Source organism: Flavobacterium hydatis (assembly GCF_000737695.1).
GTDB lineage: Bacteria > Bacteroidota > Bacteroidia > Flavobacteriales > Flavobacteriaceae > Flavobacterium > Flavobacterium hydatis.
This window is the reverse complement of sequence record NZ_JPRM01000082.1, coordinates 1-646: the sequence shown is the minus strand read 5'-3', so window position 1 is coordinate 646 and position 646 is coordinate 1. Positions and strand designations below refer to the sequence as shown.

General features: G+C 45.7%; 1 protein-coding gene. It reads left to right on the top strand.

Annotated elements, in window-relative coordinates; all coding sequences use genetic code 11:
- On the top strand, positions 1-646 hold a 646-nt coding region (locus IW20_RS25115), incomplete at both ends, for a DUF11 domain-containing protein (protein ID WP_035629130.1).

Sequence of the window (646 nt, the reverse complement as noted above, 5' to 3'; positions counted from 1 at the left end):
TAACAGCAACCAATGCAGGTCCAAGCAACGCAACAGGAGTAAGTGTAACGGATATTTTACCTTCCGGTTATACTTTTGTAAGCGCCAGCACAGCTTCAGGAACCTATACAAGTGGAACAGGAATCTGGGCGATTGGTGCTTTAGCCAATGGATCGAATACTACCTTATCTATCATTGCCACAGTCAATGCCTCTGGAACGTATACCAACAGTGCGAGTATAGCTGCCAATGAAGCAGATCCTACCCCTGGAAATAATACCTCTAGTGTTACCCCAACCCCGGTTGCGCAGTCTAATGTTGGTATAACCAAAACCGCAAGTAGCGCTACGCCTAATGTTGGCAGTAATGTTACTTTTACTTTAACAGCAACCAATGCAGGTCCAAGCAACGCAACAGGAGTAAGTGTAACGGATATTTTACCTTCCGGTTATACTTTTGTAAGCGCCAGCACAGCTTCAGGAACCTATACAAGTGGAACAGGAATCTGGGCGATTGGTGCTTTAGCCAATGGATCGAATACTACCTTATCTATCATTGCCACAGTCAATGCCTCAGGAACGTATACCAACAGTGCGAGTATAACTGCCAATGAAGCAGATCCTACCCCTGGAAATAATACCTCTAGTGTTACCCCAACCCCGGTTGC